The organism is Streptomyces carpinensis (assembly GCF_002154505.1).
Taxonomy (GTDB): domain Bacteria; phylum Actinomycetota; class Actinomycetes; order Streptomycetales; family Streptomycetaceae; genus Streptomyces; species Streptomyces carpinensis.
Genome location: NZ_MUBM01000820.1, coordinates 1 through 676, shown reverse-complemented (window position 1 = coordinate 676; position 676 = coordinate 1). Strand labels below are relative to the sequence as shown.

The 676-nt window shown below is 70.4% G+C and carries 1 protein-coding gene; it reads left to right on the top strand.

Features of this window, described 5'->3' with window-relative positions; genetic code table 11:
• Positions 1-394: 394 nt before the first annotated feature.
• Positions 395-676 (top strand): response regulator (locus BZY54_RS49005; protein ID WP_143668493.1); only part of this gene is annotated, 282 nt, incomplete at its 3' end.

Here is a 676-nt window from a genome sequence, read left to right as displayed (position 1 = left end):
GTGTAGTGCCCGTGGACATCGATTATCATTGAGTGTTTCCCGTCGTCCGGCGTCGTCGTCGACCGCTGCAGCCTCGTGCCGCCGGGGACGGCGGCACGAGAGGATCGGACACGGAACTAACGTCCCCTTAACATTCCCGGTCCCCGCTGACCTGCGCCTGTGTGTCCCGGCACACAGAATCCGCGCTCGGTCGTGGTCTAAGTTGGGGCCGTGGCGTGCGCCGGTCGGAGCCGGTTCGTATGCCTGCCCAGGGGCGCGGCGTGTGGCCGCATGGGACCTGGGCGTCCGTCCGTGGCTACGCCGACGACCGTCTTCGGGTGGAAACCCCGCAGAGGCCGTGTCCGACGCCGCCGAGAGCCGAACCAGCGGACGCCGCTGAAGGGAGGTGTGCGGGATGCAGATACTGCTGGCCGAGGACGACGACGGGGTCGCCGCGGCGCTGGTGGAGGTCCTGTACGACCATGGCCACGACACCCGGAGGGTCCGGCACGGCGGGGACGTCCTGACCTACCACCGCAGCGCCGATCTGCTGCTGCTCGACCTGGGCCTGCCCGATGTCGACGGCCTGGAGGTGCTGCGCGAACTGCGAGCGGTCAGCCACCTGCCCGTGGTGGTGCTCACCGCCCGCGGCGACGAGCGGTCCGTCGTGCGCGGACTGCGCCTCGGGGCCGACGAC